This window comes from Microvirga yunnanensis (assembly GCF_025460875.1).
In genome coordinates this window covers 1-24,291 of the sequence record NZ_JAMXFI010000122.1, presented here as the reverse complement: position 1 = coordinate 24,291, position 24,291 = coordinate 1, and the positions used below count along the sequence as shown (strand labels likewise).

The window sequence follows — 24,291 nt, the reverse complement described above, 5'->3', positions numbered from 1 at the left end:
TGGCGTGTCGGCCCAACTTCTTCCTGCCCGTGCGGGTGCTCTCGCGGCTGTTCCGACGCCTGTTCCTGGATGGGCTTGCTCGCGCTCAGGCGGCCGGGCGCCTGGGCTTCTTCGGAGCTCAGGCGCACCTGGCCGAGCCGGAGGCGTTCAACGCCTTGCTGGCGGGGCTGCGGCGGATGGAGTGGGTGGTCTACTGCAAGCGCCCGTTCAGCGGGCCCGCCGCGGTGCTGGCGTATCTGGCGCGCTACACGCATCGGGTGGCGATCTCAAACTCCCGGCTGATCGCCTGCGATGCGGAGGGGGTCAGCTTCCGCTGGAAGGATTATCGGGTGGACGGGCGTGCGCGCTCCAAGGTGATGCGGCTGAGCGTGGATGAGTTCATCCGCCGTTTTCTGCTGCACGTGCTGCCCGATGGCTTCCACCGCATCCGCCATTACGGGTTGTTCGGCAATGGCGTGCGTCAGGCAAACCTCGCTCGTGCACGGACGCTGCTGGCGGCGGCGGCCGACAAGCCGATGGCCGATGCTCCTGATGCACCGATTGAGCCGTCGCGGTGTTGCCCGTGCTGCGGCGGGCGCATGCTCATCATTGAGCGGTTCGCCCGCGGATGTGCCCCCTACCCGGCGCCCTCTCACCCGATCCGGATCGACACCTCATGACCTCCCGCCTGCCCGCTCGTGACCGTCATGGCACTGACGATGGCCGCTGCATTCAGCGCACCGGCGCTCGCTGTGTCGCTCTCTGTGGTGATCCCCATGCGGTGTCTTGCGGGCCGCTGGCGCTTCGATGGTCTCCTTCGCTGGATTGGCGGTGCTCTTCACGGCGCACTCACCCACACCGGATCTCGTCAGTGATAGTGGCTCAGCACCCTATGCCGACGCCACAATCCCCATAACATCCGCAGCCCCTGCGCGGTGGGCCGCGGTTTCCTCCTTTGAGGCTTGTCGAACGCCTGCCGCTCGTGCAGCAGCACCGTCCCGCCGCGGCAGGCATCCAACAAGCCTTAACATCAAGAGACCTTCCATTTCACCAGTTTGGCGCAGGGCCTGTGTGGAAGGGAAATCACTCTTGGTGTCGATCCGATGCAGATGTGGAGTTTGGAGGCAGGATGGCGCAGTGGGTTACATGGCGCACCACCCTGCCGCCATACTCGTAAATGGCCGTGCCGCACCAGTGCCCTCCGCGGGTCTCGCCGGTATCCCCCGGCAAGGCACGATACTGGATCGTTTGATCCGCCACATCATCCCATTCGCCATCGACGTACATTTGCACCCCAGTCGGGGTCACGCGGTAAGGAGCAGGTCGACAATCATGCTCGTCGCAGCAACTCGCGCCGACCTTATCCGTGAGGTGTGAGTAGATGTCGTGAGCTTCCGATGGAAGCTCAGGATCCAATGAGAGCACGGCAACGACGAGGGCAAGCTTGAGGGGCATGGGCCGCTCCATCCCTGACAAGACCGGCGGCGCTCCTAAGAGCGTCAAGACGAACGCCACGGCCCATTATACGCCAGACCTGCGCAACTTCCGATAAGCGCATGGGTGGAATGGGTAGCAGGCCCCACGGAAGAGCCATGGCGGCCTCTCATTCCCTTGGCCAACAATGGCCTGGAGTGATAAATTCAGCCGATGGGATCAGGCACGGGAGCAGTGCCATGCGGTATCTCATCAGTGTGGCCTTAGGGCTTGTTCTCGCAACCGGAGCATGGGCTCAACAATCCGGATCAGAGCCACCGCGCATCGCTGTCGAGAAGGTGGATCTTCAGGCCGCCGCCCGGCCTGTCGGAGGGCTGATGGCCCGCAGGATGCGCGAGCGCGGCGAGGAGCCGAAACCGACACCGGGCGGCAGCATCGAGGGGCACTTGGCCAAGCCTGAGGGGAATGGTCCCTTTCCCGCTGTCGTGGTGCTGCCCGACTGCATCGGCCTGACCCCGTTCGTCCGCGAGACACTCCCGGCACGGCTGGCATCGTGGGGCTATGTCGCCCTTGTGATCGACAGTTGGACGTCGCGTAATGCGCAAGCCGGGTGTTTTCTGAACGGTCAGGAACCTGCCGGCGTAGACCGGGTTGCTGACGCTTATGGCGGGCTCTTCTACTTGGCCGGGCTGCCCATGGTGCAACGCGACCGGGTGGGTCTCCTCGGGTTCGCAACCGGTGGGGTGTTCGTCCTCACGCTGGCCGATCCCCAAACGCTGTCGAGTGTGGTCAACAGCGAGAACCTCAGCTTCAAGGGAGGGGTCGTGTTCTATGCGCCCTGTGCCGAGGTGATCCGGAACCCTGCATTTCCGCTGCTGATCCTGGTGGGACAGGACGACCGGCGGACGGGAGCACACTGCGAAGAGGGCGCCCGTCCCACGGGGGCAGACGGCAACCCTGTTGAAGTCCACGTCTATCCCGGCGTGAAGCACGGCTTTGCCGACCCACACTGGGACCCAACGGGTGAGATCCTCGGGTTTCCGACAGCCTACGATCCGAAGGCCGCCGAGGATGCGCAGGCCCGCGCTCACGAGTTCCTTGACCGGACCCTCGGCCGAAAGTAGTCGCCATGAGCCTTATGACCACCCTGATGCTGGCCGGCGGGTTGTTGCTCCTGAACGGGGCAGCGGCTCCGGCAGAAACCAGGGTTGATCTCGCACTGGTGCTGGCGGTCGACGCCTCGTTTTCAATGGAGCCGGATGAGCAGGACCTCCAGCGGCACGGCTTCGCCGAGGCGTTCCAGTCCCCCGAGGTCCATCGGGCGATCCGCCAGGGCATGCTGGGGCGCATTGCCGTAATCTACGTGGAATGGGCCGGAGCCTTCGATCAGGAGATCATCGTCCCCTGGACCGTCATCGAGCAGCCCGCCGATGGCCCGGCCTTCGCCGAGCGGCTTTTGCGGAACCCGGTCCACCGCATGGGCTACACGTCCATATCGGGCGTCATTGACTTCGGCATCCAGCAGTTGCGTCACAGCGGCCTGCAAGCGGACCGTCAGGTGATCGATATCTCGGGTGATGGGGCCAACAACACCGGTCGTACCGTGACCCTGGCCCGCGACGAGGCCCTGGCTCACGACGTCACCATCAACGGCTTGCCGATCATGCTGAAGAGGCCCAGCAGCCTCTGGGATATCGAGGATCTCGACCTCTACTTCCGCGATTGTGTCATCGGCGGTCCAGGGGCCTTTCTGGTTCCCGTGCGGGAGAAGGCGCAGTTCGTCGAGGCCATCAAGGCTAAGATCATCCGGGAGATCACGGATCGATCAAATCCTCGCTCGCTTATCCAGCCTGCCCATGATGCCTTACCGACGAATTGTCTGGCTGGCGAACTCCGACGACACCAACCGACAGCCAGATGATAGGGTGTCGTTCGATCCCGTTTTGCCTCAAGCGGTCCGCTCAGAGCCCTCTCAGGGGGAATTCCAGCGTGAACCGGAGCCGGGTTCAGCAGGGCTGACCGTCAACGTTCCGTTGAGCTGCGCGGCCATGCTGGTGACGACGCGCGTCCCAAGGCTTGTCCGGGAGCAGCCGAGATCGAAGTCGCTCGGCAGACCACGGCCAAGGTCCGATACCTCGAGCCGGTAGTGCTCCTTGGTCGTGCGCGTGCTGGCGACCCGCGCTTCGCCCTCCTTACCGGGGGCGTAAGCGTACTTGTAGGCGTTGGTGACGAGTTCATTGACGGGCAGGCCGAGCGGAATGGCCAAGTCGGCCGACACCATCGCGGACTCGACCTCGACCACCGTCGCATGCCTGGCGCGGCGGTGGCGACCGCAGCGGCCAGACTGGACAGAAAGGACGCTAGGCCGACCTCGCTCGCATCCGCCCGGCGCCAGAGCTGGTCATGGACTGTAGCCACCGCCCGGACCCGCCAATTCCTGCCCCTGCTCGTCACGAGCTAGGAATTGACCTTCGTAGGTATCGAAGAAGAAGCGAGGCAGTGGCACTCCGGCGCAGGAAAAATGATTAACCTTCAGCGCCTTATTCCCGGTTCCATACTGGACCTTAGGCAAAACTTTGGGGGTTGAAGCTGGAGGCCAGCGAGGATGACATAGCCCAGGTCCCGGCCAATGCTTGGGCTAGCCCCCTGAGAGGAGATCGCGCCCATGAAACCTCTGACGGCCTTCAAGCTCGTTCGCATGGTTCAGGACGAGCACCGCACCGAAGCCGAGTTCGAGGGAACCGGAGCCGAAGGCGGACAGGAGATCACCCTGATCCTGAACAACATCGATGCCCAGGAGGTCGATCTGCACGTCGGCGAGCGCTACACGCTGAACATCCAGCGGTTCCATCCTGGGGAGACGATTGGTGCCAAGCCAGCGCTATGAGGTTAGGGCGGAGTTTCACATGGCGAGGGATAGCCAGAGCCGCATATGAAAAAGGGCCGCGCCCGGTCTTTTGACCATGTGCGCGACCCTTCCGGCCCGTAGTTGCCCCCACGGGAGATCACCGCATACCTACCTCGAAGGAGGTATGCAATAAGTACGGATCCCTAGCTTGGGACCAACCGGTGTCAGAACACCGCACCTGGACTGCAAGTAGAGCAGTGACAGGATGAATCCGATCTGAATAGATGATGATCAATCGGAGCCCTTTTTGCCCCTACGGGTCCGACACCTTGAGCGCCCTCTGCGGAGCGGCGCTTTTCTTAGCTTTAGCGTTCTTCTACTTACGTTCCGTATAGGGTCTCATCGGAACTTCGCGGCCTCTCAAAGATCATGATGAATGACGTGATTGAAGTCCGCCCTGGAATTTGATGGCATCGTGTCAGGCACATGAGATACTATATTACGTGTCTTGGGACTGGGGTTGTGCCAAGGCCAGTGAACAAGCCTTTTCAGGTTGAAAACAGACAATCTTTGTCCTGATCCTGGCTTTCGTAGTAAAATGACAGGCCGGTCGCCAACGACAGGAGGGTAGCCATGAACAGGCTTTACACTCTCGCGTCAGTTGCGTTCTGCGTTACCGCCGCCTCAGGCTATGACAAGCCGACCAAGGACATACCGACTGGTGGCCCTGAATACATAGCAAAGGCGATGATGGCGGCTCCCCAGGATGTCGGCAAGAAATCCACCATCGCACGCATCAACGAGAAATTCGAGCCCACCGAAGTTCTGCAAAAGGGAACAAATGGCTTCACCTGTGGCATTGAGCCCAGCGGCGTCCCATTCTGCGCCGACGAGGGTGGGATGGCATGGTACAGGGCCATCTATAACGATGCCGATCCGCCTGCTCAGGCTGGGTTCATCTACATGCTGACGGGTGATCAAGGCACCAGCAATCATCAACCCGGCGCGAAAGACCACTCACATTGGGTGGAGACCGGACCGCACATTATGATCACAGGCAAGGCCGTGCAGGAGATGGCAGCCTCTGCCTCGTACCAAAATGTCGTTGATGCCGATCCGACACAGCCCTTCGTGATGTTCCCTGGCAACAAGTACCAGCACCTGATGATCCCTATGGACATGAGTTCGGCACATAGCCACGCTGCGGCCGCCACGGATACATCAATGTCTCCGAAGAAATGAGTTGAACACGTCCTCAGCCGCGTCTGACCGGTCGCGGCTGAGGACGTGAAATGGATCCGTATTTGAGGGCTCATCGGCGAGCCGCTTGACCTGAAGACCAGCAGCAACTCACAAGCGAGAGGATGCGCCATGGCTATGATGATCATCCACCACCGCGTTCAGAACTATGAAGCTTGGCGTCCTGTCTATGACGCGCACGAGCCCGCACGAAGCTCAGCAGGCCTGACCAACGGAAGAGTGTTCCGCTCGGCAGAGGACCCGGATGATCTCGTGATCCTGTTCGACATGGCCGACCGCCAGAAAGCTGAGGCATTTGCTGCGTCGGAGGATTTGAAGACCGCCATGCAGCGCTCGGGTGTGCAAGGCAGACCTGACGTGCAGTTCGTCGGATAGCAGACTGCCTCTATGTGTTTGGGTAGCCGTAGCGGCCCGAAGCAGAGTGTACTGGCTGATGGAGCGCCCCCGAACAGCCAAGACGCCGCCGCATGTCAGGTTCAGCCCTGGCGCAGCCACACCAAGGCTGCTGGACCTCACCAGCTTTGACGCCTTATCAGCCATCAAGGAGAGCGAATATGACCGTAAGAATGCTTACCGCGATGGAGGCCACCGATGGAAGGCCGCAGTGATACCATCGTGCAGATCGGCAGCTTGGAACTCCACTTCTTGGTTGATGAGACCCAAGGTTCCGGGAGCGTCGTGATGTTTGAGTTTCTGGTGCCAGCCGACGCTCGGGTGCCAGCCCCCCATTATCATCTCGAGGTCGATGAGATCGTCTACGGGCTGGAGGGAATACTCACGACCACCCTTGATGGTCAAAGGCACGAGCTTCGGAAAGGCGACAGCCTCCTCCTGCCCCGTGGAAGCGTCCATCACCATGAGAACCTGCACTCTGAGACGGCACGGGCTCTGATCGTCCTAACGCCCGGCTCCATCGGACGGCGCTACTTCGAGGAGGTGGCCCAAGAGGTCAACGTGCCGGGCAAGCCGGATCTGGCGAAGATTCAGGAGATCATGCTTCGTCATGGTCTTGTGCCAGCTTAACTGCTTGTCGGCACAAAGCGCCCGTGAGGCTCAAACCGTTTGACGATCTGAAGGTGTCCTGTCCCGCCTCCATGGTGGTTAGAAGCGGAGCGTTGATCAGCGAGCCGCTTGATCTCAAACACCGCCGCCATGACAAAGGCAGAACCGACGAGGAGGGTCACAACAGTCGTGAAGGTCCCTTCCTGAACGCCGGGGTTCATGCCGACCAGCGGGATCAGCAGTAGGGCCGGAATGCCGAGCGTGATCCCGGCAAGGATGCCGATGGGGTTAGTGGTCTCGTCAAGCCGCTGAGGCCGTCGCGCCGCAACGTTCTGGGTCCAGAACTTCCCCGACCTGAGACACTCCCGGAACCAGCGAAAGGTTAGAATGGTCAAATTGCAGGGGGCGCGGAACAGGCGTATCCTGGACCAACGATCGATTCAGCCCCTCCGGCGGCCTCCCGACGCCGATCCAGCGCCCACGCCGCCCAGCGCAGGGAGCATCCCATGGCTGCGCGCTTGGCCCTCGTTGCCGCGTTCCTCATCAGCCTGCTGCTCCCCGCCCAAGCCCACCACATCGCCTCGCATCCAGTGGATGAGCCGGATGCCGGCTCGCTCGAACCCTCCCTGGCAACGACAGGAGCCGACCTGGCCCTGGTGCTGGCCGTTGACGTGTCCCCCCCGATGGACGTCGAGGAGCTGACGCTGGAACGACAGGGCTTCATCGAGGCATTCCGGTCGCCTGAGGTGCACGAGGCGGTCCGGAAAGGCTCCGCCGGCCGCATCGCCGTCATGTACGTCGAGCGGGCCGGCAGCTCACAGCAGCAGGTCGTCATACCCTGGACCGTGATCGAGCATCCCGCGGACGGGCGCGCATTCGCGGCTCGCTTGGCCGGCAGCTCCATGCACCAGGGCAAGCACACTTCCATCTCCGCCGCCATCGACTTCGGCGTCCAGCAGCTTCGGGAGGGCGCGGTCCGTGCCACACGCCGGGCGATCGACATCTCGGGGGATGGAGCGAACAACCAAGGCCGGATGGTGACCCTGGCCCGCAACGAGGCCCTGGCTCACGACGTCACCATCAACGGATTGCCGATCGTGCTGAAGCGGCCTGCCGGCACCTGGGAGACCGCGGAGCTGGACCTGTACTTTCGCGACTGCGTCATCGGTGGCTCGGGCGCGTTCATGATCCCGGTTCGCGAGCCGAGCCAATTTGCCGAGGCCACCCGGCTGAAGATCGTGCGCGAGATTGCGGATCGCCCGCAGGCCCGAGCCCTCGTGCAGCGTGCCGGGGGAGAGCGGCCCAGGTGCTTTCATGATCCGTGTTCGGAGGAAGGATCGGTGTGCTGAATCCGCCGAAATCCCTTCGGGACCGGCGCGGCAGCAGGAAGGATCATCGACATTCCGCAACCTGAAATCCAGGCCAGGCTGAGCCAGGCTGCAACCGGTGAGCAGAGGGAGGCAAGATCATGACGAGGATTTCGATATCGGCAGCCCTCGGAGTCATCATAGCGGGGCTTGCCGCCACGGGAGCGTCAGCCCAGGCGACACTGACCAGTATTAAGCAGAAGGGCGTCCTGACCTGCGGCTCGAACCGGGGCGCTCCCGGCTTCGGCGCGCCGGATGCGCAGGGTAACTGGACCGGCCTCGATGTGGATCTCTGCCGCGCCATCGCGGCCGCCATCTTCGACGACCCGGCCAAGGTGCAGTTCGTCCCGCTTTCGGCGCAGGATCGCTTCACGGCCCTCAGGTCCGGACAGGTCGACGTGCTCGCCCGCAACTCGACGGCGACCATGTCGCGCGATACCCAGCTCGGTCTCGAGTTCCCCGCGATCAACTACTTTGATGGCCAGGGCTTCATGGTCCGCAAGACGCTCGGACTTGCCTCAGCCAAGGAGTTGAATGGCAAGTCGGTCTGCACCGACCAGGGCACCACGACCGAGCTCAACCTCGCCGACTATTTCCGCGCCAATGGCCTGACGTATAAGCCGGTGAGCTTCGCGAATGCGACAGAGGCGAAGGCGGCCTATGAGGCCGGCCGCTGCGATGCGATGACAACCGACATCTCCGGCCTCTATGCCGTGCGCCTGACCCTCTCGAACCCGGACGATCACGTGATCCTGCCGGAGGTGATCTCGAAAGAGCCGCTCGGGCCGGCGGTGCGCCAGGGCGACAACCAATGGGCTGACATCGTGCGCTGGACCTTCAATGCCATGCTCGATGCCGAGGAGCTCGGCGTGACGAAGGCCAACGTCGAGCAGATGAAGGTCTCGGCCAATCCGGAGATCAAGCGCCTGCTCGGCACTGAGGGCAAGTTCGGCGAGGCCATCGGTCTGACCAATGACTGGGCCGTGCGCATCATCAGGCACGTAGGCAACTACGGCGAGAGCTTCGAGCGCAACGTTGGCGAGGGATCCCCACTCAAGATCAAACGGGGCCAGAACGCGCTCTGGACCAAGGGCGGCCTCCAGTACGGCCTGCCAGTCCGCTAGTCCGAGTAGCCGCAAGCACCTTGGAGCATGCCCATTACCTGAAGAAGGAACGCCTCTTCTCGCAGCCCTCTGGTCCGGAGATAGAGGGCCTGTGTGCCGTAGGCGTCCACCTCCAGCACGCCTGGGCATGAGGCGTGCTCATGTGCCCGGTTCGCGAACTGCTGCGCATGCACCAGTTCGTGGACGAGATAGCTCCGCGCGAGCGGGGTGCCAGGATCGAGATCGTCAGCGAGCAGGATCTCGTGCGTGGCCGGTACGTAGACGGCAGTTACGGTCTCGCCGTGGTTCCCGCCAATGGCCGCCGGGAACACGAGCCGGTCCAGGCGCTCCTTTCCGGCCAAGCGCACGCAAGCCATTGGAGCTGGGGTGCCCATCTCTTCCGTCACGAAGGCTCGTGCCTCAGCGATCCAATCGCCCTCAAGGCATCCGTCGGATCCGCCCGCCCTGGCCGGGGCAGGATCAAAAGTGGCCAACGGCAACGCGAGGGTACAGGCGACCAGGGCAATCACATTAGCTAGACGGAGCGTGTTCCGTGGAGCAAGGGGTGGATCGTTATCGCCGTTTTGGCATCGGGACGAGCGAGTTTTCGCCATCGCATCAATCCTCCCAAATGAGCAGAAAGCGCGGTCTGCGATTTGGGACGACGGAGCGTTAGACGGGCGTGAGGCGGGTGCCTCCCGGCATTTCGTGGATCCTGGCGCGGTGCTAGACTGGTCCTGCTGCGACAGCGTCCGAGGCCTCCATGACGGAACTCGAGATCGCACTGCTCGATGGGCTTCGCCTGCGGCATCCCGTCCGCGGACCCATCGAGCTCGCGGGCGAGAAGGGTCCCCAGCTCCTGGCGCGCTTGGCCTTCCGCCCCGGCGCAAAGCATCGGCGCAACACCCTCCAGGCGTTGCTGTGGCCAGACTCCGATCCGCCGCATGCCCAGGGCAACCTGCGCTTCGTCCTGCATCAGCTCAGAACGATCCTGGGCGGAAGCTCGGGGCCGCTCCGCAGCGACAGCCAATCGGTCTGGCTCGACCTGGACCGTGTCACCGTCGATGTCGGGCGCTTCGAGGCGCTCGCGGCGGAAGGCACCCTTGAGTCGCTCGCGAAGGCCTGCGATCTGTACCGCAGCGATCTGCTGTCGGATGCGGTCGATCTCACCCCCGAATACGAGGATTGGCTCCTGCCAGAACGGGAGCGCCTGCGCGATGTGGCGCGCTCGGCCTTCTGGAACCTGTTCTCGCTCCGGCTGTGGCGCGGCGAGGTGACGGAGGCCAAAGCCTGTGCCCAGCGCTACCTCGCGATCGATCCCTATTGCGAGCGCATGCACGCGGCGCTGATGCGGCTGCATCTGACCCAGGGCGAATGGGCGTTTGCGGCCGAGCACTATGGCGAGTTCCGCGCCCGTCTGGCGCGGGATCTCCAGATCCAGCCAAGCGCCGAGGTCGAGCAACTCGCCCGGACCGTGAGCCAGACCCCTAGGCGCTCCACCCCGGAGCCGTTCAATGCTGCCTGGATTCTGGGCCGCAGCGACCTACCGTCGGAGGGCAGGCCCCTCGTGGCCGTCCTGCCGTTCCGGGACCTCTCCGAGGACCAAGCGCTGGTCAGCCTGCCAGCGGCCCTGACGGAGGATGTCATCAGCGATCTGGCGCGCTTTCGCCGGCTCGGAGTCCTCGCCCGGCACACGTCCTTCGCACTCGGTCAGGAGGCTGACCCGGAAGGTCGGCTGCGCCAACTCGGTGCCCGCTACACGGTCGAGGGCAGCATCCGGCGCACCGGCAACCGCTTGAGCGTGACCGCGCGGCTGGTTGATAACGCGTCGCAGCGCCAAGTCTGGGGCGAGCGCTACCAGGGTGACTGGGAGGAGCTGCCCTCGTTCCAGGAAGAGGCGGCCATGGCCATCGTGGCCTCCATCCCGGTGCAGGTCGAGCAAGCGGAGCTGGAGCGGATCCGCCACCGGGAGATACAGTCGCTAAGCGCGTATGAGCAGTGCCTGCGCGGGCGCGAGCACCAGCGCTCGATCGCTCATGCGTCACACGCCAAAGCCCTCGAGCATTTCAGCCGCGCGCTGGAACAGGATCCGTCCTCGGCCGCTGCTCATTGTGGGCTCGCCGTGTGCTACGTCTCGACCGGCGGGATCACGCCGGGAGAAGAGGATCGCCGGCGGGAGCGGGCGATCAGCCATGCGCAGCAGGCGATTGCCCTCGATCCCCTGGATCCGCAGGGCCATTGGCTGCTCGGCATGCTGCTCCAGATGCGACGCGACTTCGCCGGCGCCCGCTTTCACTTGGATCGCGCCATGACGCTCAGCCCCGGTGACGTCGAGACGCTCGGCTACACCGGCCTGGAATACGCTTATGCGGGTGAGCCCGAGCGCGGCATCGGGCAGGCGGAGCAAGCCATCCGGCTCAACCCATACTTTCCGCCGGTCTCCGCCGAGCAGATCGGCAAGGCCTGTTTCGTCGGCCGCCGGTACGAAGACGCGCTGTTCTGGCTGCGGCAGACGCCGGACCGGATCACCACCAACCGCGGCTGGCTGGCTGCGGCAGCCGCCTATGCCGGACGCCTGGACGAGGCGGCCATGCATGCCCAGCGGATGCGTGCGACCCTGCAACAACGTCTGGGCGAGGAGGAGCTGCGGGCGGTTGGCGGCCCGATTGGGTGGCTGCGATTGCCGGCCCGGTTCCAGCACGCGGCCGACCTAGAGCACTACGAGCGCGGTTTGGAGTTGGCAGGGCTGGGATGAGCGGACCAATGCCAGAGCCGGGCGAAAGTCGAGTAAGCGAGTGCAAGCGGTCAGATCGCGATTTGCCTAATGCTATTAACGACACGTCCAGCACATAGGAGCCGACTGATGGGCCTCCCCCACAGAGTGTCTTGGAAAGTCCTGGGTCTTGTACTTTTGGCCGCTTTCACGACACAACTCACCGTATCATCCCAATCGGCTGCTGAAGTGATCTATCACCGAGGGATCGATGGCGATCCCGACACGCTCGATCCCCAGAAGACCTCAGGCACCAACGAGTCGAAGATCCTGAGAGACCTGTTCGAAGGTCTTGTGGCGCACGACGCGATGGGAAAGCTGATCCCAGGTGTTGCGCAAAGTTGGGATGTGTCCGGAGACGGAAAAACGTATACGTTTCACCTGCGCCCAACCGCGAAGTGGTCCAATGGAGACCCCATTCAGGCGGCGGACTTCGTCTTCTCGTTTCGACGCCTTCTCACGCCTGATACGGCAGCAAGATACGCGAGTCTGTACTACCCAATCCTGGCGGCCGAGAAATTGCATAAGAGGCTTGGCGCGGGACCGGACGACCTTGGCGTTGAAGCGTCAGATAGCCAGACGCTCATTATAAGGCTGGAGCGCTCCACTCCCTATTTCCTCGAGCTCCTTGCGCTCCAAGCCGCGTACCCGCTGCATCCAGGCAATCTGCGAATGAACGGGTCGGATTTCGTTCGTCCTGAGGTTCTTGTCTCGAATGGCGCTTACACTCTCGTTGAGAACGTTCCCAACTCTCATGTGGTGCTGAAAAAGAACCATGAATACTATGATGCCGATGGTGTCCAGATTGATACGGTCTACTACCATCCGGTCAAGGATGTATCGGCTGGGGTGAGGCGGTTCTTGGCAGGTGAACTCCACTCGGTGAGCGATTTTCCGACGGACCAATATAAATCCTTGCGCGACAAATTCGGCGCTCAGGTTTCGGTCGCGCCCTCTCTCGGCACCTACTACTTGGCCTTCAACACCCAGAAGCAACCGTTTAGTGACAGTCGCATTCGCAATGCTCTGTCGATGGCCATTGATCGGGAGTTTCTAAGCGAAGCGATCTGGTCCGGTACAATGCTCCCGGCCTACAGCTTTATTCCTCCGGGAATCGGAAATTATGGACAGCCAGCAGAAGCAGCTTACAAAGCGATCACCCTGATCGAACGCGAGGAAGCGGCTCGTCAGCTTTTGCGCGCTGCCGGCTATGGCCCTGGCCTGCAGGCGCTCAACGTGAGCCTCCGCTACAACGAGAGCGACAACAATCGTCGCACGATGGTAGCGATTGCCGACATGTGGAAAAACGCGCTGGGTATCAACACGACACTCATCAATTCCGACGCGACGGCTCACTTCTCACACCTTCGCAATGGCGGTGACTTTGATGTCGCCAGGGGTGGGTGGATTGCAGATTACTCCGACCCACAGAACTTTCTTTTCTTGTTCCAGTCGGACAATCCAGGTCTCAACTACTCGCGGTACCGGAACCCCGAGTTCGACGATGTGATGCGCCGAGCTGCAGACCAGACTGATCTGGCAGTGCGAGCCCAATTGCTCCACACCGCCGACACAATCATCGCTCGGGACGTCCCTTACGTGCCGCTTCTCTTTTATGCCCACAGGAATATCATCTCTAAAAAACTCAAAGGCTTTTACCCAAACCCGGTAGGAGCCAATGCAACGCGTTTCATGCAACTCACGCCGTAGATCGTTTGGACGCTGGTGGTTTTACCGTCACGGACGGCACTCACCAGACAGAGACCTTTCCGAGACATCTCAGGGATGCTGCTACAGCCGAATGGTGCTAGGCTGAAGCCGTGGCCACGGAGCGTCACGTTTGCTTGGAGGGCAGACTGTGGACGTGGGAGCCTGGTTGCGCAGCCTTGGCCTCGGCCGGTATGAGCTCGCATTCCGCGACAATGCCGTGGATGAGCACGTGCTGCCGGAACTCACGGCCGAGGACCTTAAGGAACTCGGCGTGGTGCCGGTTGGCGATCGGCGCAAGCTCCTGTCTGCCATCGCCCGCCTTCAGGCGCAAGCCGCACCGCCTGCCCCTACATCTCAGCCCTACTCCACGGAGGAAGTCCCGCAGGCGGAGCGCCGACAGCTGACGATCCTGTTCTGTGACCTGGTCGGATCAACCGCGCTGTCGGCCCGCCTCGATCCCGAGGACCTGCGCGAGGTGATCCGAGACTATCACGCCCGCGTGGCCAAGGTCGTGCAGCATCACGGTGGCTTCGTGGCCAAGTACATGGGCGACGGGGTGCTGGCCTATTTCGGTTATCCGCAGGCTCAAGAGGACGCCGCCGAGCAGGCCGTGCGCACGGGTCTTGCGCTCGTTGACGCGGTGAACCACTTGATCGCTGGGGGTGAAAGCCTCCAGGTCCGGGTTGGGATTGCCACCGGACTGGTCATTGTCGGCGATCTCCTAGGCTCCGGCGCCGCCCAGGAGCGCAGCGTCGTGGGCGAGACCCCAAACCTGGCGGCGCGGCTCCAGGCCCTGGCGGAGCCTGGTACTGTGGTGATCGCACCCAGCACACGGCGGCTCGTAGGCCCCCGCTTCGAGTGCCGGGATGCCGGCGCGGTTCTCCTCAAGGGCTTCAGTCAGCCGATCCGGGCCTGGGAGGTCACCGCCGAACGATCGATCGACAGTCGCTTCGAAGCTCTGCGCATGCACCAAGCCCCGCTGGTGGGGCGTGACCAGGAAATGGGTCGGTTGCTCAGGCGCTGGCGGCAGGCTCGGGATGGCCAGGGGCAGGTCGTCCTGATCTCGGGCGAACCCGGCATCGGCAAGTCCCAGCTCACCGCCAGTCTGCAGGAACACCTCCAGAGCACGCCTCACACCGAGCTGAGCTATTTCTGTTCGCCCCGACACAGTGACAGCGCCCTCCACCCCGTTATTGACCAACTGCAGCGTGCGGCCGGCTTCCAGCCGGGCGACACGAACGTGCAACGCTTGGACAAGCTGGAGGCGCTCCTCGCGCGAACGAATATACCGGTCGAGGATCAAGACCTGCTGGCCGATCTTTTGGCGCTACCGACCGGCAAGCGCTATCAGGTCCTTTCCCTGAGCCCACAGGCCCGGAAGGAGCACACCTTCGCAGCCCTTATGCGGCAGATAGAGATTGCGAGCCGGTCCGCCCCGATCCTGATGATGTGGGAGGATGTCCACTGGGTCGACCCCAGCTCACGGGAGCTGCTCCACGTGATCGTCGACCGTGTTCAAGCCCTGCCGATCCTGCTGGTGATGACGTTCCGCCCAGAGGCTTCACTGCCCTGGGCCGACCGCCCGCACGTTACCACAATAGCGCTCGATCGCCTGGACGACGACCGCAGTGCCGTGATCGCCGCCCGTACGGCCGGCAAAGCCCTTCCCGCGGAGATCCTCGGTCAGATTGCAACCCGCGCCGAGGGCGTCCCGCTGTTCGTGGAGGAGCTCACCAAGGCGGTTCTGGAAAGCAACTCGGTGCAGGACTGTGGCGATCACTTTGTTCTGGACAAGCCCCTGCAGGCCGGTGCCATTCCAGTCACCCTCAACGATGCGCTCACAGCTCGGCTGGATCGCAGCCCTGGTGCCAAGGAGGTCGCCCAGACCGCTTCGGCCATTGGCCGGGAGTTCTCGTACGCGCTGATCCGCGCGGTCTCTGACCAGGACGATGGATCGTTGCGGACATCTCTCGATCAACTGGTTCAGGGTGGCCTGCTCGTCCAACGGGGGGTGCCACCATTAGCGATGTACGTGTTCAAACACGCTCTGGTGCAGGATGCAGGCTATTCCAGCCTCCTGCGGGACCGCCGCCAACATCTCCACGCCCGGATCGCACGGGTGCTGCTTCATGAGTCCCCTGAAGAAGCCCGGCCCGAGACCATTGCTCACCACTGCACCGAGGGAGGCTTGTTCGAGCAGGCGGTCCTGTCCTGGCGCGAGGCGGGCGATCAGGCCGCCCGCCAGTATGCCAATCAGGAGGCGATTGCCCATTACCGGAAAGGCCTGAGCGTGCTCGAGCGGCTCCCGCCGTCTGCGGCCAGAGACGAGCTGGAGCTTGGCCTCCTCACAGCTCTCGGCCCTGTGCTGATGATGGTCATGCCGAGCTGGGCGCCCGAGGTGAAACGCATTTACGACCGGGCTCGGGACGTCGCACAGGAGCATCAGCGATCCAGCAATTTGTTTGTCGTCCTCTGGGGCAGCTGGCTGGTTGCGTACGCGCAAGAGGGACGCCCCGTCGCCCACCAGCTCATCCAGGAGCTTTATCGCCTGGCGGACGAATTGAAGGACCCGGCCTACCGGCTCCAGGCCCAGCATGCCGAATACTCCATGGTGCTCTTCGAGGGGAAGTTCGCCAGAACCCTTGAGCTGACCCGGTCCAACCTGAATCTGTATGACCCAGAGGCACACCGCGACCATGCGCTGATCTTCGGCGGCCATGACCCCGGCGTGTGTGCCTCGTGCTTCAACAGCCTTGCCCTGCTGATGACCGGCAACCCGGACCAGGCACTCGAAGGTGCCGAGCGAGCACTGGCACGGGCGCGCCAGCGATCGCATCCTCCGACCCTTGCCCATGCTCTGCGGTTCACGGGCGACCTCTATGACTTGGCCCGAAGCGACACGGAGCTCCTGCGCAATGCGGATGCCGTCTTCGCCTTAGCAGAAGACCAACGGTCAACCGTCGGTGTCGCGAATGCGAGGATGATCCGCGGCTTAGCTTTGATCCGACGGGGCGAGCTCCGGGAAGGCGGCTGTGAACTGCAGCAGGGTTTAACGGCATGGCGGGCGAGCGGGACAACAATTATGAGCCCCTACCAGCTCGGCCGCGTCGCCGAGGGGTTCCTCCTAGCTGGTGATGGGAATGCGGCACAGGCTCTGCTGGAGGAAGCTTTCGCCGCGCAGGTAAAAACCGACGAGTACTGGGTCCATGCCGAGTTGCTGCGCCTGAGAGGGGTGCTCCAGGCAGCGGATCACCAGTTTGAGCAGGCAGAGCAGAGCTTTCGTGAGGCTCTTGCGGTAGCACGCGGTCAAGGGGCCAAGTGGTTCGAACTCCGTGTCGCCACCAAACTGGCTCAGCACTGGTTGGGCCAAGGGCGTAACCAAGCAGCTCATGCCCTGCTGAGGTCCGTGTTCGGCAGCTTCACCGAAGGCTTTGGCACGCATGACCTTCAGGCTGCCAAGGCCCTGCTCGCTCTCTGTCGGACTGGTGCGCACCCGGCTGACACAGAACGGAATTGATGGAGATCCGACATGCTAAGACGAGCATTTTTCCGATGCGTGGCAAGTGTGGGTGCTCTGGCGATGGTGGGGCTGGGCAGCGCAGGAGCGCAGGAACCGCCTCGGCTCAGGCCGAAGGAGCACTATACGGTCGGCTTCTCGCAGCCGGGATCGGCCTCGCCATGGCGCAGAGCGCAGCTGGACAGCATAAGGGCCGAGGCTATCAAGCGTGGAGACCAGTTGATCTACACCGACGCGGGCGGCTCGGCCGACAAGCAGGTGGCCGATGTCAACGCGCTGATCGCTCAGGGCGTGGACCTGATCTTTCTCGCGCCGCGCGATGAGAAGCTGCTGATCCCAGCTGTGATGGCCGCCAAAAGCGCTGGCATTCCAGTGATCCTGCTCGACCGTACCGTTAACCCAAGCCTTGCCCAAGCCGGGAGGGACTACGTCACCTTCATCGGCTCCGACTTTGTTGAGCAAGGCAGGCGCACCGCCGAGGCACTAACCAAGGCCACGAATGGAAACGCCAGAATCGTTCAGCTCGAAGGCCTCCCAGGCTCGTCTCCGGCGAATGGTCGCCGCAAGGGGTTTGAGGATTTCATCCAGGCCCATCGTGACATGACGCTTGTCGCCTCTCAGCCGGCCGATTTCGAGCGCGCCAAGGGCCAACAGGTCACGGAGGCCCTGCTCCGAGTGCACCCGGACGCGAGCGCCATCTTTGCCCACAATGATGAGATGGCGATCGGTGCCATGACGGCACTGGAGGCGGTCGGCAGAACACCCGGCAAGGACGTGATCGTTGTCTCCGTGGACGGAACGCGCACCGCCCTGCAGGCCATCATAGATGGCAAGTTGCTGGCTACAGTCGAGACAAACCCACGCTTTGGCCCTGTGGCCTTCGCGACTATGGCCCGCTACGCCAGGGGCGAGCCGATCGAGCCGTGGGTGGTTATCACTGACCGCTTCTTTGATAAGACGAATGCGGCTCAATTCCTTGATAGTGCCTATTGAACGGGTGAGCGCTAACTGCCCTCGAGGGTTAAGACATCGCAGCCTTGGGTTCAGCCGGTGCCAACGTCAGCCTCGGGTCTTGGTTGTGTAAAAACGCTGACGTGTCGTTCGCTGGAGCAATTCTATGTCTCGTGAGGCCGATTAGACCCGAGAATTCACGGCAAACAAGGCTGATGTTGTACAAATAGTTCGTCGAGAGCGGACCTGTTTGTGTTTTGACACAAGCTGGGTCAAATTTGAGAAATTCAGGGGCGCCAACTGTAAGTCTGCTCACGGTGCAAGACCGGACCTTTCTGACACAATGACAAGCTGTTCCGCGATTGCGTTATGATCGAGCTGAGAACAAGACGGAAGCAAGGCTTCGAGCGACTCACTTCGTCATGCTTGGTTCCGGGACCGGAATGGCTGGGAATACGATCTGGCCGCGGCTGCTCAAATGTTTGGCTACCTATTGGCTACCTGGGAGAAGACGCATCAAAGGGCAGATGCCGGTAACCCTTTAATATTGTTGGTGAGCGCGCTGGGACTCGAACCCAGGACCCTCTGATTAAAAGTCAGAGGCTCCTGCCGGTTGATGCTGACAAACTCAGGACGATCGCTCTGCTCATAAGACGAGTATGTTTCTGCCCGCAACCATAGCCTCTGTCGCGGCCTCTCTTTAGTCTTCGAGTGGCTTGCCGCCCCTTAGCGTCCGCAAGCTGCTCGTCACACATCCGATCGCCGACAGGCCCGCCCCTAACCACAGGACAATGGCTGTCGCATTGTTGGGTGCCAGGCCAAACAGAACTGCCGCCAATGCCGCTCCCAGGGACTGACCGAGCAGCCGGGCCGATGTGGAGTTGCTTCGCTTTAGTGGAGAGCGATTTGATCGCTATCTGGCGAGCCTTTCGAACTGAATCGGACTGACATAGTCGAGCGTCGAGTGACGCCGGACGGGGTTGTAAAAACCATCGATGTAACGACCAATCGCCTGCTTGGCCTCGGCCCTCGTCTGGAAGACGGTGCGCCAGACCAGTTCAGATTTCAAGGTCTTGAAGAAGGTCTCGACCACCGCGTTATCATAACAGTTCCCTTTCCCGGACATCGAGATCCGGATGCCGTGCTTCTTCAGCTCCGCCTGATACTCGATCGAACAATATTGACTGCCGCGGTCCGCGTGATGGATCAACCCCTCACTTGGTCTGCGGATCGCCAGGGCTTTGCGCAGCGCCTCGAGCGCCAGCTCCTTGTGGAGGCTGTCACTGACCGCCCAGCCGACCACCCGGCGGGCGAAGAGATCGAGGACCACGGCCAGGTACAGCCAGCCCTCATTCGTCCACACGTAGGAGGTATCGGCGGCCCACTTCTCGTTTGGGCGCTCGGCCGAGAAGTCCTGCTCGAGCAGGTTGGGCGCAATCGGAAAAGCATGATGGCTGTCCGTGGTGCGCGTGAACCGGCGCTTGTGCCGGGCTTTCAGGCCGTTCTCCCGCATCAGCCGGGCGGTCCGGCGGCGGCCGACGGGCAGCCCTTCGGCCTGCAGCTCGCGGGTGACACGGGGACTGCCGTAGGTCTCCTTCGAACGCGCGAAGGCTGAGCGGATATGGGCCAGCAAGACCAGGTCCTCCCGCTGACGGCAACTCGCCGGACGGGATCGCCAGGCGAAATAGCCGCTCTGGCTCACGCCCAGAACCTGGCACAGACGGGTGACGGGGAAGCTCTCTTTCGCCACATCGATGAACTTGAACCTCATCGACTTCCCTCCTTGGCGAAAAAAGCCGTGGCCTTTTTCAGGATCTCGCGTTCCTGGCGCAGGATCTCGTTCTCGCGCCGCAGCCGCTTCAGCTCGGCCGCCATGTCCTCTTGGCGCTCCTCGGGCGGATCGTCGATCTCACGCTCCCGGCGGCGGTCGATCCAGTGGCGCAGGGTCGACAGGCCGACGCCGAGATCCGCGGCAAGCGCCCGTCGGCTGCGGCCGCTCGTCAGAGCAAGCCGTACCGCCTCATCCTGAAACTCTTTCGTAAAGCGTGTCTGGGGCATGGAGATCCTCCTGGGCTATAAGAGTGCTCTCCATTGTTCCGAAGCAAGACCAATGATTGCATGCCGCTCGCACCACCACTGCGCTCGGGCGGCGCGCTGGTGATGATGGCCTTGTTGTTGGGCGATTGGAACAAACCAAATCCCAAGCCGCAGACTGTCAGCCGCCAGACGATGTCCGCGGTCGACGGATCATTCGGCAGCATAGCCAGGAGAGCCAAGCCGCCAGCAAGGGTGGCAAGGCCAATGCCCCCCAGCAAACCGGGGGAGAACCGGTCGGCGAGGCGGCCGGAAACAGGTGCGGCCACCGCAATCGCCAGGGGCCATGGGGTCATCAGCATGCCGGTCTCAGCCACACTGCGCCCCAACTCATCATGGAAGTAGAAGGGGAGTGCGAGGTAAGCGAGCGACTGGGTGGCAAACGAACAGACCGAGGTCAGCATCGACAGAGCAAACACCGGCCGCTGGAGCAGATCCAGGGGCAGCAAAGGCATCGGCAGCGAGAGCTGGTAGCGGACGAACACGAACCCTACTACGACGGCCCCGGCTAATGCAGGCAACGGATAGGTGAGATCGCCGGACCCGAGGGCATCGATCCCGGTGATCAGGAGCCCGAAGGTCAGGGCATTGAGCAGAACACTCAACCCGTCGAGCCGTCGGGCCGATTGCGGCGTCTCCGGCAAGGTCCGGGCGGCCACAATGAGCGCGAACACGCCGAGGGGCACGTTGATCAGGAAGAGCCAGGGCCAGGATGCAACCGACAGGATGGCCGCGGCGAGAGTGGGTCCGGCCGCCGATGAGACGGCCACCACGAGTGCCGTGCTCCCCATGCCTCTGCCGAGGAGCTTTGCCGGATAGATGAACCGGACAAGAGCGATATTGACGCTCATGATCCCAGCCGCCCCTAGACCTTGCAAGATCCGAGCAGGGATGAGCAGCGGAAATGACCCAGCGAGGGCACAACCGAGCGAGGCCACGGTGAACACGAGGAGCCCAGCCCAGTAGATCCGCTGATACCCCACGGCGTCGCCAAGGGACGCCAGAGGCAGGAGTGAGACGGTGATCGCCAGCTGATAGGCATTGACGGCCCAAACGGCTGTTGCCGGATCCACCTGAAGCTGCTGGGCCAGCACTGGCAGGGCGACGTTGACGATCGCGCTGTCCAGAACCGCCATGGTGAGTGCAATGGCGATGGCCAGAAAGGCCCAGAGCCGTGCCGGATTGGGCAGACCATCCGAGAACCTTGCGGCAGGCAACTTGCGTGGTGAGGTCATGGGCATGATGAGGTGTTGATGGGGCAGCCTTGATGGTGCATTCACGCGGTTGGTGAGCCGGCCAGAGGTTACACGATGCCCCAGGCGCGGTAGCGGGTGCGACCGGTGAGTTCGCGCGGCAGGGCGCCGCCGAGCTGGGCGAGCATCAGGTCGATGGCCTTGGGCGTGACCTTGAGCAGCTTGGCCCCGAGTGGCACCGTCACCAGCGGGCGCGACAGGAACAGGTCGACCAACGCCGGCAGCTTCGAGTTGGAGCGGGTCTTCGCCGTCACCCGGCCCATCAGCTCACGGGCCAAAATCAACCGGTCGAGGTCCTTATTGGCAATGAGCAGCGCCTCCTCGATCACGCTGCAGAAGCCATCCAGCTTGTCCTTCGCCCCTTCCCGGCCCTGCGGCCGGAACTTCGACTGTTTGAACCCGGCGGCCAGTGGCAGCAGATGGTTGGTCAGGCCGCGCGCCCGCAGGATCGACGCGGCCATGACGAGCCCGAGCCAGGGATGGCGGGTATAAAGGTTCAGATCGAGCCAGGCATTCCACGCCACGGCCGCCGCTGCGACCGCCGGCCAGTGGCTGGTGCGCTTGACCAGATCCAGCCACACATCCTCGTTCTCAGCTTCATCCTGATCCGGATCGTAGACCAGATGCGAGCGGTTCTTGCGCAACGGTGTTTCGCCGGCGAGGACCTTGCTGGTGCGGTCGAGCAGGGCATCGATCTCAGCGAAGTGCGCCTTCCAGGGATCGGCATCGTTGGCATGGGGCGGATAGGCTTCGTCATCGTCGGGATCAGGCCGCTTTACCTTCGAGCGAGGTGCCGTCTCGTCCGCGATGCCACCGATGCCGCGCAAGGCAGACAAGCCATCGATCGAGAGCGGCCACGGCGGCTTGCGCGCCAGGGCTGTCCGCCGTGACTTCAGGGCCGCGGCCGCCCGCGTGAGTTCGTGGGTGGGGTGGCGCACGTCCATCCCGGCGTCATGCAGCACCAGATCACCGACATCGACCAAGTGGCCATCGAGGATCAGAGCCCGCACGGCTTCGGTCATGTCGCACCGGGACTGCCAGCCGGCGGCGAGGCCGGATGCCTCCAGTCGGGCGTCGAACCGGAGAACAGCAATGGTGATCTGCTCGAGGCGGCCGGCAATGGTCTCCCACGGCAGATCCGGAAGGGCGTAGGTGGGAGGCGCCAGTTGCTCCTCATCGTCATCCCCTGCCCTGCTTCCGAAAACCACGCTTGCGTCCTCCAGCTAAGTTGCTGATCTCACGAGTTCTAGCTTGACAAAGGGAAGCAAAGCAAGGCGTCGCTACGTCCTGGTATGAGGAAATCCAGCATTCTGCTTGGTGACGTGTGGTGCGGCGGAAACTGCTGTTGCCGGCAAGCTCTCCTGGGATTTTACAGGAGCCAGCATGGACAGGGAATGGTGATTGAAACCATTGTTTCTGAAACCATTTTCGTTTGAGCCGGGGAAGTCCTTCCCTCTCCGCCTCGTTAACGGATCGGCTTAAAAGACGTCTTCAAACGATCTTTAGTACGCGTCTCATGAAATTGTACAAATCGTCTTCGACTTGCTCGAAAATGCCGTCCTACACGTTTACATACATGCTATGGCACGTGCGATAACGATGAGAGAACTCCAGAAACTGTCGGCGGCTTCGATCGAGCAGCTCCCCGGAGCTGTTCCGGTGCAGAGCGACGGGCGGACCGTTGCTCTGCTCGTTCCCCTGCGCCCCGCTTCTGAGGCGGCTCGGGCACGGTTCCGTCAGGCGCTGGCACAGGCGCAATCCCGACGCTCCCCTGAGGAGCAGGCTGCCCTTGATCGCGAGTTCGGTCCTTGAGCCGACCGCGCGACGTCCCAGTAGCCTTGGTGGTCGACGCCAATATCCTCGTGGCCGCGGTCCTGGGGTCAACGACCGGTGGACACCTGGACCTGATCTCAGAGCGGCGAAGCCTGATCACCAGCGAAGAAGCCTTTAATGAGGCCTATCGGGTGGTTGGGCACGTCAGGCCCAGCGATCTCGCCGTTCTAGAAAGCCTGCTTGATCTCGTGACCATTATTGCCCGTGAGGACGTCGCCGACGAGGATAGGACAGCGGCCGAAACAGCGCTCAGGAGCGGACCGGCGTCCCGTAACGGCAGCGTCACCGATGCCCACTTGCTGGCGTTGGCCTGGACCTTGGATACTGACCTATGGAGCCACGATCGTGATTTCGCAGGGACCGGCTGGCCTTCATGGTCGACCACCAACCTGGTGTCAGCCGTATAAGCTTCGGACGTCATCTTCTCTATAGTAAGCCGGAGAACCGGGCCGAGATTAGCGACTCTGATGGCCCCCTCCCCGGTCCCGAAACGGCGACTGATCGGCTATGCCCGTGTGTCGACCGAGGACCAGATAACGGACGCCCAGCTCATCGAGCTCAAGGCGGCCGGCTGCGTGGCGATCCATCGGGAGCAAGGGTCCGGGGCATCCCGGGCTCGTCCGGTTCTCGCTCAACTGCTCAGAGAGATCCGGGCTGGAGACGTGCTCGTGGTCGTGCGCCTCGACCGGCTGGCACGATCAGTGAGCCATTTGCTCGAGGTCATCGAGGGGCTGGCGAAGACGGGAGCGCACTTCAAGTCACTTCAGGATCCGATTGATACATCGACGCCCCAGGGCATGTTCTCGCTGCAAGTGCTCGGTTCTGTGGCGCAGCTCGAGCGATCGCTGATCTCCGAGCGCACCAAGGCCGGGTTACGGGCTGCAAAGACCCGCGGGAAGATCCTCGGCAGTCCCCGGGGTTCGCGAACAACGCCCGGATACCATCCGCAAACTGACAGTGGCGTGTTAGACAATGGTGCAAAGTTTGCGATCAGCTTTGTCCATACAGTCGCTCGCGAGGCTCTCCGGCGTCACACGCCCGGTCCTGCGTTAAATCCCTCAACGGCTCTGGACAAACCAGACCGATGACGGACGAGGACCGCCATGGCCAAGCTTTGCAAGCGGCGCCGACTTCTGCGCCTTGAGGTCGGGTTCGAGGTCAGACGGG

At 62.6% G+C, this 24,291-nt stretch carries 21 protein-coding genes, 1 tRNA gene and 1 pseudogene; 16 read left to right on the top strand and 7 right to left on the bottom strand.

Annotation, left to right across the window (positions count from 1 at the left end; translation table 11 throughout):
• Positions 1–659: IS91 family transposase (locus tag NF876_RS35405; RefSeq protein WP_262272757.1), on the top strand; the 659-nt coding region annotated here is incomplete at its 5' end.
• 403 nt (positions 660–1,062) lie between these two features.
• Here the strand turns inward: NF876_RS35405 and NF876_RS35400 are convergent.
• Positions 1,063–1,434 (bottom strand): hypothetical protein, encoded by a 372-nt coding sequence (locus NF876_RS35400; RefSeq protein ID WP_262272756.1) that lies wholly within the window; start codon positions 1,432–1,434, stop codon positions 1,063–1,065.
• Between the two features lie 218 nt (positions 1,435–1,652).
• On the opposite strand from NF876_RS35400, the gene NF876_RS35395 reads away from it, so the two are divergent.
• Together NF876_RS35395 and NF876_RS35390 are read left to right on the top strand one after the other, a co-directional pair.
• Complete coding sequence (locus NF876_RS35395; RefSeq protein WP_262272755.1) at positions 1,653–2,537, top strand: dienelactone hydrolase family protein; 885 nt, start codon at positions 1,653–1,655, stop codon at positions 2,535–2,537.
• 5 nt (positions 2,538–2,542) lie between these two features.
• Positions 2,543–3,334, top strand: a complete 792-nt coding sequence (locus tag NF876_RS35390) for a DUF1194 domain-containing protein (protein ID WP_262272754.1) — start codon at positions 2,543–2,545, stop codon at positions 3,332–3,334.
• Between the two features lie 51 nt (positions 3,335–3,385).
• Here NF876_RS35390 and NF876_RS35385 read toward each other — a convergent pair whose 3' ends face one another.
• Positions 3,386–3,808, bottom strand: a complete 423-nt coding sequence (locus NF876_RS35385; protein WP_262272759.1) for a sensor histidine kinase — start codon at positions 3,806–3,808, stop codon at positions 3,386–3,388.
• Positions 3,809–4,078: 270 nt separating this feature from the next.
• Between NF876_RS35385 and NF876_RS35380 the strand changes: the two genes are divergently transcribed.
• From NF876_RS35380 to NF876_RS35355, 6 genes are all read left to right on the top strand, one after another.
• On the top strand, positions 4,079–4,300 hold the full coding sequence (locus NF876_RS35380; protein ID WP_262272753.1) for a hypothetical protein: 222 nt from the start codon (positions 4,079–4,081) through the stop codon (positions 4,298–4,300).
• Positions 4,301–4,894: 594 nt separating this feature from the next.
• Positions 4,895–5,503: a hypothetical protein gene (locus NF876_RS35375; RefSeq protein ID WP_262272752.1), complete on the top strand. Its 609-nt coding sequence runs from the start codon at positions 4,895–4,897 to the stop codon at positions 5,501–5,503.
• Positions 5,504–5,638: 135 nt separating this feature from the next.
• The gene (locus NF876_RS35370; protein ID WP_262272751.1) at positions 5,639–5,896 is read left to right on the top strand and encodes a hypothetical protein; all 258 of its coding nucleotides are present in this window, start codon (positions 5,639–5,641) and stop codon (positions 5,894–5,896) included.
• 216 nt (positions 5,897–6,112) lie between these two features.
• Positions 6,113–6,544: a cupin domain-containing protein gene (locus NF876_RS35365; RefSeq protein WP_262272750.1), complete on the top strand. Its 432-nt coding sequence runs from the start codon at positions 6,113–6,115 to the stop codon at positions 6,542–6,544.
• A 485-nt stretch (positions 6,545–7,029) separates the two neighbouring features.
• Entirely contained in the window at positions 7,030–7,872 is an 843-nt protein-coding gene (locus NF876_RS35360) for a DUF1194 domain-containing protein (RefSeq protein ID WP_262272749.1), read from the top strand.
• A 119-nt stretch (positions 7,873–7,991) separates the two neighbouring features.
• A complete protein-coding gene (locus NF876_RS35355; RefSeq protein ID WP_262272748.1) occupies positions 7,992–9,014 on the top strand; it encodes an amino acid ABC transporter substrate-binding protein in 1,023 nt (340 codons plus the stop codon).
• Here the strand turns inward: NF876_RS35355 and NF876_RS35350 are convergent.
• Complete coding sequence (locus NF876_RS35350; RefSeq protein ID WP_262272747.1) at positions 9,011–9,400, bottom strand: DUF6647 family protein; 390 nt, start codon at positions 9,398–9,400, stop codon at positions 9,011–9,013. The genes NF876_RS35355 and NF876_RS35350 overlap by 4 nt on opposite strands.
• A gap of 356 nt (positions 9,401–9,756) precedes the next feature.
• Here NF876_RS35350 and NF876_RS35345 point away from each other — a divergent pair, with 356 nt between their 5' ends.
• The 4 genes from NF876_RS35345 to NF876_RS35330 all read left to right on the top strand — a co-directional run bounded on the left by NF876_RS35345 (position 9,757) and on the right by NF876_RS35330 (position 17,986).
• The gene (locus tag NF876_RS35345; RefSeq protein ID WP_262272746.1) at positions 9,757–11,748 is read left to right on the top strand and encodes a BTAD domain-containing putative transcriptional regulator; all 1,992 of its coding nucleotides are present in this window, start codon (positions 9,757–9,759) and stop codon (positions 11,746–11,748) included.
• A 108-nt stretch (positions 11,749–11,856) separates the two neighbouring features.
• Positions 11,857–13,476, top strand: a complete 1,620-nt coding sequence (locus tag NF876_RS35340; RefSeq protein ID WP_262272745.1) for a peptide ABC transporter substrate-binding protein — start codon at positions 11,857–11,859, stop codon at positions 13,474–13,476.
• Positions 13,477–13,624: 148 nt separating this feature from the next.
• Positions 13,625–16,993: an adenylate/guanylate cyclase domain-containing protein gene (locus tag NF876_RS35335; RefSeq protein WP_315975105.1), complete on the top strand. Its 3,369-nt coding sequence runs from the start codon at positions 13,625–13,627 to the stop codon at positions 16,991–16,993.
• A 12-nt stretch (positions 16,994–17,005) separates the two neighbouring features.
• Positions 17,006–17,986, top strand: a complete 981-nt coding sequence (locus tag NF876_RS35330; protein WP_262272744.1) for an ABC transporter substrate-binding protein — start codon at positions 17,006–17,008, stop codon at positions 17,984–17,986.
• A gap of 509 nt (positions 17,987–18,495) precedes the next feature.
• Here NF876_RS35330 and NF876_RS35325 read toward each other — a convergent pair.
• From NF876_RS35325 to NF876_RS35310, 4 genes are all read right to left on the bottom strand, one after another.
• Positions 18,496–18,574 (bottom strand) — tRNA-Lys (locus tag NF876_RS35325).
• Between the two features lie 283 nt (positions 18,575–18,857).
• Positions 18,858–20,002 (bottom strand): IS3 family transposase gene (locus NF876_RS35320; RefSeq protein ID WP_373696770.1). Its coding sequence is split into 2 segments (ribosomal slippage): positions 18,858–19,744 and positions 19,744–20,002, totalling 1,146 coding nucleotides; the frame shifts between segments, so codons are not numbered across the junction.
• Positions 19,945–21,279 carry an MFS transporter gene (locus tag NF876_RS35315; RefSeq protein ID WP_262272742.1) on the bottom strand — a complete coding sequence of 445 codons (1,335 nt, stop codon included), beginning with the start codon at positions 21,277–21,279 and terminating at the stop codon, positions 19,945–19,947. The genes NF876_RS35320 and NF876_RS35315 overlap by 58 nt, the downstream gene beginning before the upstream one ends.
• Positions 21,280–21,341: 62 nt before the next feature.
• Positions 21,342–22,499: an RHE_PE00001 family protein gene (locus NF876_RS35310; RefSeq protein WP_262272741.1), complete on the bottom strand. Its 1,158-nt coding sequence runs from the start codon at positions 22,497–22,499 to the stop codon at positions 21,342–21,344.
• 391 nt (positions 22,500–22,890) lie between these two features.
• Between NF876_RS35310 and NF876_RS35305 the strand changes: the two genes are divergently transcribed.
• The 3 genes and pseudogenes from NF876_RS35305 to NF876_RS35295 all read left to right on the top strand — a co-directional run.
• Positions 22,891–23,103: a hypothetical protein gene (locus NF876_RS35305; protein ID WP_262272740.1), complete on the top strand. Its 213-nt coding sequence runs from the start codon at positions 22,891–22,893 to the stop codon at positions 23,101–23,103.
• Positions 23,100–23,531 (top strand): PIN domain-containing protein, encoded by a 432-nt coding sequence (locus NF876_RS35300; RefSeq protein ID WP_262272739.1) that lies wholly within the window; start codon positions 23,100–23,102, stop codon positions 23,529–23,531. Before NF876_RS35305 ends, NF876_RS35300 begins: the two co-directional genes overlap by 4 nt.
• Before the next feature lie 60 nt (positions 23,532–23,591).
• A pseudogene (locus tag NF876_RS35295) lies at positions 23,592–24,087 on the top strand (recombinase family protein); the annotation flags it as partial.
• Positions 24,088–24,291: the final 204 nt, after the last annotated feature.

Coding starts and splice junctions, on each gene's coding strand:
- NF876_RS35360 (WP_262272749.1), top strand. CDS start 7,030: ATGGCTGCGCGCTTGGCCCTCGTTGCCGCGTTCCTCATCAGCCTGCTG.
- NF876_RS35355 (WP_262272748.1), top strand. CDS start 7,992: ATGACGAGGATTTCGATATCGGCAGCCCTCGGAGTCATCATAGCGGGG.
- NF876_RS35315 (WP_262272742.1), bottom strand. CDS start 21,279: ATGCCCATGACCTCACCACGCAAGTTGCCTGCCGCAAGGTTCTCGGAT.
- NF876_RS35400 (WP_262272756.1), bottom strand. CDS start 1,434: ATGCCCCTCAAGCTTGCCCTCGTCGTTGCCGTGCTCTCATTGGATCCT.
- NF876_RS35390 (WP_262272754.1), top strand. CDS start 2,543: ATGAGCCTTATGACCACCCTGATGCTGGCCGGCGGGTTGTTGCTCCTG.
- NF876_RS35345 (WP_262272746.1), top strand. CDS start 9,757: ATGACGGAACTCGAGATCGCACTGCTCGATGGGCTTCGCCTGCGGCAT.
- NF876_RS35395 (WP_262272755.1), top strand. CDS start 1,653: ATGCGGTATCTCATCAGTGTGGCCTTAGGGCTTGTTCTCGCAACCGGA.
- NF876_RS35330 (WP_262272744.1), top strand. CDS start 17,006: ATGCTAAGACGAGCATTTTTCCGATGCGTGGCAAGTGTGGGTGCTCTG.
- NF876_RS35305 (WP_262272740.1), top strand. CDS start 22,891: ATGAGAGAACTCCAGAAACTGTCGGCGGCTTCGATCGAGCAGCTCCCC.
- NF876_RS35380 (WP_262272753.1), top strand. CDS start 4,079: ATGAAACCTCTGACGGCCTTCAAGCTCGTTCGCATGGTTCAGGACGAG.
- NF876_RS35365 (WP_262272750.1), top strand. CDS start 6,113: ATGGAAGGCCGCAGTGATACCATCGTGCAGATCGGCAGCTTGGAACTC.
- NF876_RS35375 (WP_262272752.1), top strand. CDS start 4,895: ATGAACAGGCTTTACACTCTCGCGTCAGTTGCGTTCTGCGTTACCGCC.
- NF876_RS35340 (WP_262272745.1), top strand. CDS start 11,857: ATGGGCCTCCCCCACAGAGTGTCTTGGAAAGTCCTGGGTCTTGTACTT.
- NF876_RS35370 (WP_262272751.1), top strand. CDS start 5,639: ATGATGATCATCCACCACCGCGTTCAGAACTATGAAGCTTGGCGTCCT.